The sequence below is a fragment of the Chitinophaga sp. genome (assembly GCF_036566945.1).
Taxonomy (GTDB): Bacteria; Bacteroidota; Bacteroidia; order Chitinophagales; family Chitinophagaceae; genus Chitinophaga.
The window spans coordinates 1-8,713 of sequence record NZ_DATCVJ010000409.1 but is presented as its reverse complement, the minus strand read 5'-3'; the positions used below and the strand labels follow the sequence as shown (position 1 = coordinate 8,713).

The following is an 8,713-nucleotide window of genomic DNA, read 5'->3' as shown; positions in this document are numbered from 1 at the left end:
CCAGGGCCAGGCTGGGCGGCACTTGTGAAGGCTTATTGGTATTGATGGCGTAATCATCATACTTCTTATTACAGCTGCTGAAAATAGCCCCTGTTAAAGCGATGATGGTGAATATTTTAAAAGATTTCATACAAAGCGTGTTTAATAAATGAAACAGATCAGAAGGAAACATTCAGGTTAAAGCCATATCTTTTTGTAGTAGGTGTTTGCAGGGTAGAAGATCCCTGATCTGCGCCAGGATACTGGTCTACATCCACATCTTTATTCTTCGCAAAATAAAGTAGGTTTCTGCCTACAAACGATAAGCTGGCGGCTCTGATGAAAGTTCCTTTCAGGATGGTTTGTGGCAAAGCATACCCAATAGTCACCTCTCTGAGTTTGGCAAATGTTTTACTGATTACATTCGCTTCATTGGTTTTATAGTATACGCTGATATAATCCTGCAGGAATGCTTTGGTGGTGTTGGGTCCGTATTGCAGCTTATCGTAGTTGGTAACATTACCATTGTTATCGTACTGAATAGGTACATTGTTGCTAACCACCACGCCTTCTCCCAGATAAGATTTCACACCTTTATAATCCTGGTAGCGGGCTTCTCCCATAGCGCCTTCTGTGGTGAGGATATTACGTCCGCCACGGAAAGTTTGCTGCTGAATATAATCAATCATGCTGCCACCTACGCGACCATCAAACTGAAAACTGAAACTGATACCTTTATAGCTAAAGTTATTATTGATACCCCAAACCCAGTCAGGGCTGGCATTACCGAGGAATTGTTGCGTAGGGTTTACAATCGGGCGTCCATCGGAGCCATTAATGATTTGTCCATCATTCGATCTGACGAATTTAGAACCATAGATTTTATCTACCCTGTCTCCTACTCCAACAAAGGCATTCAGCTTGGTTTCGTTACCATAAATGCTGGTATATTTTTCCTGGAAGGTAGACCAGTTGGCAGTAACGTTCCAGTTAAGGCCATTGGGATTTCTCAGCGGGGAACCGTTTAAGGATACTTCATATCCGGTTTTACGTGTATTCACCCCATTGATACGGTTTTTGGCGTATCCGGAAGCACTGGAAATAATCACATCATAGATCTGTGGACCATTCTGGCTGGTGAAGTAGGTAGCGTCAACGCCTATACGATTTTTAATAAAACGTATATCCATGCCCGTTTCAAATACTTTGGTAGCAAACGGTTTCAGATCAGGATTGGCGATGGTTTGTGAAATATAGGCGCCGGCCTGATTCTGGTATACCGGCGTAACATTATAGAATGCCGTATTATAAATAGGACCATCATAAGAAGACTGGTACTCAGCGCCATATCCCAGCGGATAAGTAGCCAGCGGCGTAGCGCCAATAGTTGCTTGTGTAAATCCACCCTTCACGTTGGCATAGGAGCCTCTGAGTTTCAGGAAAGATATGGGAGCTGGCAGATTTACATAATCAGATACCACCGTGCTTAAAGCCACAGAGGGATAGGAATACACATTATTCTGAATAGGCAGGTTAGAGGCTTTATCTATACGATCTGTGAGCGATACAGTCGCATATTTTCCGAGGTCAATATCTACATAACCATAAGCACTCAACACCAGCATAGGCGCCTGGTAATTGGTGGCAAATAACGGATCGCGTGAGTTAGCAAATCCATACCATCCCGGTGCGTTCAGGTAGTTGGTAGAAACGTAGCTGGAGTTATATTTATAGGAGCGTGCATTACCACCTACAGAAGCGTGAACACCAATTTTATGTGGGAACATATTGGTATAGGATAACAGTACGTCTGTGTTATTTTCAAACATAGAACGTTTGTCTTCTCTATAATCTCCCTTACCTTCTTCACGACCATACGGGTGGGCAGAGTAAGGTACTTTTTCATTCCTCATCAGGTCGTAGCTGGTAATTTGTGTACGTGCCAGCAGTTCCAGCTTATCGGAAATTTTATAGTTCAGTTTTGCATAACCATTGATATCTGTTTTATAGTGACCACGTAACCATTCGTAGGTCATGAACCAGGGATTATGGTAACGCTGGTACTCTGCATAAACAGACTGAATACCTTCTTTACCAGGCTGCCAGTAGTTGCGCATATCGTCCATGCTCCAGTCGGCGCCGGCCCAGATCAGGGTGTTATAAATAATACTGTTGGGGCCATAAGTTACATCCGGGAAGTTGTTTGAATACTGGCGGTTGTAATTCAAATAGGCATCCAGGCGCAGGCGGGAAGAAAAATTGTAACCTGCGGAAATGTTGAAGTTGGTAATATTCAGGGAGGTGTTAGGTACAATTCCTTTCTGGTAAGAATGCGACAGGGAGAAGCGCAGATCTGCTTTCTCTGTATGGGATGACACCGCGATATTGTTGGTGCTCAACATACCTGTTTGCAGGAAGCGTTGCAGGTTATTTTTACCGCGTGCAATCCAGGGAGTGCCGGTACGTACGCCGGTAACAGGATCTACCGGGCTATCATACTGCGGGATCAGCTGACCTTCGAATTTTGGTCCCCATACATCGTAGTCGCCATCGTTGGTACCATTACCTTTACCATCGAAGAAGGCGTATTTGCCATGGTCGCCGGGGCCATATTCATCCTGCACTTTGGGGATGGCATTAAACCCTTTTTCGAACATGGTGCTGGAGTTAAAATCAATGGACAGGCCGCGCTTATCTTTTGTTCCTTTTTTGGTGGTGATCATAATGGCGCCATTGAGGCCACGGGAGCCATAGAGTGCAGAAGCAGTCACGCCTTTCAGCACCGTGTAGCTTTCAATATCATCCGGGGCGATGTTCCAGGTATCGGAGTTGATAGGTACGCCATCCACTACATACAGTCCTATATTATTACCGCGTAATAATACCAGCGGGGCAGCCAGGAGTTCTGCAGAAGCGCCTACGGTGAGTCCTGCCACTTTACCTACCAGGCCATTGATGGGATTGGGTTCCCGGGCCTTAATGAGGTCGGCTCCTTTTACTTCCTGTACAGAGTAGCCTACCCGTTTTACTTCCTTTCGTATACCCAATGCCGTTACTACTACTTCGTCCAGGGCTTTTTTATCTGGCTGTAGGGTAATAGTCACGTCTGTGGCGCCTTTGAGCGGGTATAATTCGGGTAAGAAGCCAATAAAGCTGATTTGCAGGATATCCGTGCCAGCGGCAGAGATAGCGAAACTACCGGTGGCATCTGTTACCGCGCCGCGGTTAGCTCCTTTTACTTTGATCGTAGCTCCGATAACGGGCTGGCGATCGTCACCTGAGATGACTTTTCCCGTAATGGCTTGTTGTGCATACAGTGAAGAGGTGGTGAGTAGCAGCAATAGTAAGGCGCGTAGCTGCCTTTTGAGCGCCCGATGTAGATTTGATTGCATGTAAACGTAGGTTTGGGTATTGTTTTATTTACATGCAAAGATTAAAGTCCAATATGATCGGAATGTTAATCTATACTAAATTTAATGTTAAGTATTTGTATAGTTTACTTTTCGCTGTCAAGGAAGAAATAGACCACCAGGATCAATGCATTTTCTGCGCCTATATTGCTGGGTTTATGTCCCAGGCGGCCATCGAAGAACAGGGAGTCCCCTTCTTCCAGTACATATTTTTCATTGTCGATGAGGTATTCTACGGAGCCTTTGATGATGTATTTATATTCGTAGGCGTCTGTTTTCACGGTCTGGGCGCGGGTAGCTCCTTTTTTTAGTTCCAGCAGCACGATGTCTACGGGGAAATTCTTCACATTTTTGGTAAGGACTCTTTTATAGATAAATCCTTTGGCGGGTTCTTTCTCAAACTCCTGGTAAGCTGCCTTTTGCTTAATGATGACTTTGGCGCTCTGGGTTTGCTGGTCGATTTCGTTGAAAAACTCGTTCATATCCAGCTGGAGCGCTTTGATGATATTGATAAGCACCAACAGAGAAGGGACTGTCCGGTTGTTCTCTATCTGGGAGATGAGACCTTTGCTGACCTGGGCCCGGTCAGCCAGTTCCTGGATAGTAATGCCTTTTCCTTTTCGCTTCTCCTTGATCTTATTACTGATCTGAATGATAATATCCTCGGTCATATAAGTAGTATTGAAACAAATATAAGCAGAAAGGCGCTAGCATAAAACGTTTGCATTCTGCCTATATTTACACAAATTAGTGTTCATGTTCAGTATCGACCAAATTCTGGCTATTACCTTTACTTTATTTGCGGTCATTGATATTGTAGGTTCCATACCAGTGCTTGTTTCCCTGAAAGAAAAGCTGGGACATATAGATGCCGGCAAAGCTACGCTGGCCTCGGGTTTCCTGATGATCCTGTTCCTGCTGGTAGGCGAACCTTTTCTGAAGTTATTGAGTGTAGATGTACATTCCTTTGCTGTGGCGGGTTCCATTGTGATATTTGTGATTGGGCTGGAGATGATCCTGGGGCTGGAGTTTTTTAAAACCGACCAGGACGCCAAAGCCGGCAGTGTGGTGCCTATCGCCTTTCCGCTGATTGCCGGTTCGGGTACTTTGACCACCATCATGTCGCTCAAAGCCAACTTCGGGCAGTATAATATCTTAGCCGGGATTTGTTTGAACCTGGTGATTGTGTATATTGTATTGCGTTGCTTAAACTACATAGAACGCATGCTGGGCAAGGCTGGGCTGATGGTTTTGCGTAAATTTTTCGGGGTAATTCTGCTGGCTATTGCCGTTAAAATATTCAAGAGTAATATCAATCTTTAAAGTGATTTGGGATTATACTTTAGAAAATGTAGTTTTGCGTACTTTCCGGCCTCGTAGTACAATGGATAGTATAAGAGTTTCCGAAGCTCCAGATTCAAGTTCGATTCTTGACGAGGCTACAAAAACGTTTAATCGCCCAATTTCAACGAACTTGAAATTGGGCGTTTTTCATTACTGGCTGAGCATAATGGCCTGTAAAAAAGAAATTAGCCTTGGGGCACGTTAACTGATTTTAGGCGCCCGGGTAAATATTTTGTTGACCTATACCATTTTGAAATGAATAGCCAATTTTATCAGAAGATGCCTTTGCCTGATATTCCAATCAGCGGTTTCGTTTGTATTACTTATGCTGCCCGGATGTTAAGGTATTATCCACCAGATAGCTAGTCTTACCTTTTATAAAGTTGTTAAGTAACCCATGTATTATAGAAGATTGTTTTAAGCCGATTTTGTAACCAGCATCTCATATCCCTAATATTTTCATTTATGAAGAAAATCATCTTTCATGTAGTCATCTTCCTGTGCCTTTTTCAAACAGCAAAAAGTCAATATATTCAAGACCAGGCAACCAGTGCCCAAAATGCGAAATTCTGGATTTCCGGTGTTGCTAGTATGCGCTCCGCGGCTACCTATTCTCCGCTTGGCCAGGGTCAGATGGTCTTTTATAACGACTCCCTGGTAATCGGCAAACGACGCTGGGTATTCGGGCTGGCTAATAACGCAACCGCTACGCCCAATAGTGGCGCCGATTTCGTTCTATGGAATTATGATGATGCAGGAAATTACATTGGAACAACTTTGAGTGTTATCAGGACCAATGGTTTTGTGAATGCGACAAAGGGCTTATCCGCGCCCCTGATCAATTCCAATAATTCAGCCGGCGCGATAAGTATAATAGGGGGCGCCAGTGCAGTGGACAGCTACCGCGGAGCTGAAATAGGCCTCAGAGGCGGCACCTATACTACTACGCCTGGGGAAATGACCTTTCATACCGGAGTTGGCGGTAGCGGAGCTCCTCAGCCGGAGCGGATGCGCATTAATGCAAACGGACTTGTTACAATGGGTTACGGACTGAAATTAAACAATCCGGCTTCCAATAATTTAAGCTTCAATATGGTAGGTTTGGCTGGCCCTACTTTTACTACCAGGAGTGTTGGAAGTAAGATCGTTTTATGGGATGCGCCTTTGAGTGCTTCTGTATCTGGTTGGGATATAGGTATGGATAGCAGTCATATGTGGTTTGGAGTAGCTGCACCGTTAAATACGCAAGGTTTTAGATTCTATGGAGGTACCACGCAAATTGGCAGAATAGATGGCTTTGGCGCAACAGACTGGGCAGGACAGGGCCGGTTTAAAGGTTGGTATACCGCCAATGGAACAGGTATGGCCGCGGAAATAGGCATTTCAAATGGACGAGCCGTTTTAATCGGCTACGATAGAACAAGTGGCGCAACAAAGTACCTTCCCGTATTACTCTCTGGAGGAACCACCAATTCAAATCAAACAAACCTTATTATTAACGATATAGGTGTGGGCATAGGTACCTTAAATCCTCAGTCTAAACTGGCTGTAAACGGAACTATCACGGCCACACAGGTAAAAGTAACCCAAACCGGCTGGGCTGACTACGTATTCCATAAAAACTATCAGCTCCCAACTTTACCGGAAGTAGAAAAATATGTCGCTACGCATCAACACCTGGAAGGGATTCCTTCAGCCGCAGAAGTGGAAAAAGAGGGAATTGATCTGGGTGAAATGAATAAAAAATTATTGGCAAAAGTAGAAGAGTTAACGTTGTATCTCATTGAGCAAAACAAGAAAATAGCCGCATTGGAAGATTGGAAAATGCAGCAGGAGAAAGAGAAAAAGTAGTTTTATTCACCTTATCATATAGCCGTAAGTGTTACCTGCAAAACATTTACGGCTTTCTTATTTTGTTATTTCGATTTCCCCCATAATTTTTTCCATTTCGATTTTAGTCTCTTCTGGATTGGGGCTTTGCAAATCACTACTACATCCATTTGCCCCAGCACTTGTGCATCCATTTTCACTTCTATTTTAAGTGGGCTATTGTCTGTTACCAGCAATTCTTTCTGCATGTACCCGATATAAGTAAACACCAGGGTAACCTCACTTTGATGCAAGCTATCCGGAATACGCAACCGAAAGTTTCCCGCTGTATCCGTGAGTGTGCCATAGGAGGTGCCTTTTATTTTAACAACCGCCGACAGCAAAGCATCTTTAGTGGTGCTGTCTATTAATTTTCCCGTTATAATCCGCAGTGTATCGCATGGCTGCTGCGCCGACGCTTCACTTAATCCCGACGGCAAAGCAAATGGCACATGAATAAAAGGTATCGTAACGGGTCTGGCGGCAGATGTTGAAGGAGCATTTATCACCAGTAAAGTAGTTAACATAATTGCCGGAAAAGCATTTCTTTTTTCTACCGGCTTATCAAGTGTGCGATTCAGCTGAGCAGCATTAAAGCGGCCGCAAATTTTTTGTGATGAACTACTGATGATATTAACAATTTCAGCATCTGTTAGTAGGCTAAAATCGATCACTTTCTTTTGACAGCTGCTGCAGTGTTTTCCATTGCCTGATGGGGTCATTTCTTCCCATAATTGCAGACAAGGTGTGGGTATTGTGGCAGAAAAATTAATGGATGATGGCATAGCGTATAGTGGATGTTACACTTAAGTTACCACTTTTAAAGATAGTTTCCAATCACAAGGCGTGTAATGAGCAATGTAGACATAATAATAATGTTTTCAACATATTACAATTATGCATAAAATAGATATCTGATTACCTCATCGGGGAAAATTCAAAAAGAGTAACAATAATTATCTCTAATACGTTATCATTGCACCAAAATAAATTTATACAAAAACTACGGAAACCATCTCACTGCGTACGTGGCTCATTAATGGTTCCTCTGCGATAAAATATATCATTACTAAAATGAGCCAACAGCGTTTGAATAAATAATTATTTATGAATAGCTACAATATCCCTGTTTATAAACCATCATTGGGCGAGCAGGAAAAGAAGAATGTAATGGAATGCCTGGATTCTACCTGGATCTCCTCGAAAGGAAAATTCATCACAGAATTTGAGCAGGGATTCGCTAATTACATTAACGTTGATCATGCGACTTCTGTTTGCAATGGTACTGTAGCTTTACATCTGGCATTAGTGGCTTTAGGTATCGGCAGCGGAGATGAAGTGATTGTTCCCACATTGACCTATATCGCATCTGTAAATGCGATTACCTATACCGGTGCAACAGCGGTGTTTGTTGATTCTGTAAAGGAAACCTGGCAGCTGAACCCGGAGGATGTCAAAAGAAAAATCACCAGTAAAACAAAAGCTATCATGGCGGTGCATTTATACGGGCATCCCTGTGATATGAATGCCCTCTCCGCCATATGTAAAGAGCATCATCTTTTTTTGATAGAAGACTGTGCAGAAGCCATAGGAAGCAAATACCAGGATCAACATGTAGGCACGTTTGGTGATGTATCTACCTTCAGTTTTTTTGGTAACAAAACTATCACTACAGGAGAAGGCGGAATGGTAGTGACCAATGACCAGACATTACATGATCGCATCGTTCATTTTAAAGGTCAGGGGCTGGCCAAACACAGAGAGTACTGGCACGATGTAATTGGCTATAACTACCGGATGACCAATATCTGCGCAGCCATTGGCCTGGCACAACTCGCCAGAATCGATGACATCATCGCTAAAAAAAGGAGCATTGCCAGGATGTACCAGGCAGCTTTTGAAAAAATGGAAGTAGTATTTCATCCGGAAAGCGCAGATGTTTTCCATTCCTATTGGATGTGCTCTATCCTGGTGAAGAACGCCAACGAACGGGATGAGTTGAGAGAACTACTAAAAACAAAAGGTGTTGAAACGAGACCACTCTTTTATCCGGCTCATACGATGCCCATTTACTCTACCAAATACGAAAGGCATCTGGTGGCAGAAGATCT

General features: G+C 43.5%; 6 protein-coding genes and 1 tRNA gene. 4 read left to right on the top strand and 3 right to left on the bottom strand.

What is annotated here, in order from left to right; translation table 11 throughout:
* Positions 1-158 precede the first annotated feature (158 nt).
* Together VIP81_RS12195 and VIP81_RS12190 are read right to left on the bottom strand one after the other, a co-directional pair.
* The gene (locus VIP81_RS12195) at positions 159-3,371 is read right to left on the bottom strand and encodes a SusC/RagA family TonB-linked outer membrane protein (protein WP_331960561.1); all 3,213 of its coding nucleotides are present in this window, start codon (positions 3,369-3,371) and stop codon (positions 159-161) included.
* 104 nt (positions 3,372-3,475) lie between these two features.
* Positions 3,476-4,060 carry a helix-turn-helix domain-containing protein gene (locus VIP81_RS12190; protein ID WP_133807488.1) on the bottom strand — a complete coding sequence of 195 codons (585 nt, stop codon included), beginning with the start codon at positions 4,058-4,060 and terminating at the stop codon, positions 3,476-3,478.
* 85 nt (positions 4,061-4,145) lie between these two features.
* Here VIP81_RS12190 and VIP81_RS12185 point away from each other — a divergent pair, with 85 nt between their 5' ends.
* The 3 genes from VIP81_RS12185 (at position 4,146) to VIP81_RS12175 (ending at position 6,584) form a co-directional block, all read left to right on the top strand.
* A complete protein-coding gene (locus VIP81_RS12185) occupies positions 4,146-4,712 on the top strand; it encodes a MarC family protein (protein ID WP_331960556.1) in 567 nt (188 codons plus the stop codon).
* A gap of 47 nt (positions 4,713-4,759) precedes the next feature.
* Positions 4,760-4,831, top strand: a tRNA-Arg gene (locus VIP81_RS12180).
* A gap of 367 nt (positions 4,832-5,198) precedes the next feature.
* Positions 5,199-6,584 (top strand): hypothetical protein, encoded by a 1,386-nt coding sequence (locus VIP81_RS12175; protein ID WP_331960553.1) that lies wholly within the window; start codon positions 5,199-5,201, stop codon positions 6,582-6,584.
* Positions 6,585-6,649: 65 nt separating this feature from the next.
* Here VIP81_RS12175 and VIP81_RS12170 read toward each other — a convergent pair whose 3' ends face one another.
* Positions 6,650-7,387, bottom strand: coding sequence for a carboxypeptidase-like regulatory domain-containing protein (locus tag VIP81_RS12170; RefSeq protein WP_331960550.1), 738 nt, complete (start codon positions 7,385-7,387; stop codon positions 6,650-6,652).
* A gap of 322 nt (positions 7,388-7,709) precedes the next feature.
* Between VIP81_RS12170 and VIP81_RS12165 the strand changes: the two genes are divergently transcribed.
* The coding region (locus VIP81_RS12165; protein ID WP_331960547.1) for a DegT/DnrJ/EryC1/StrS aminotransferase family protein at positions 7,710-8,713 on the top strand (1,004 nt) is incomplete at its 3' end.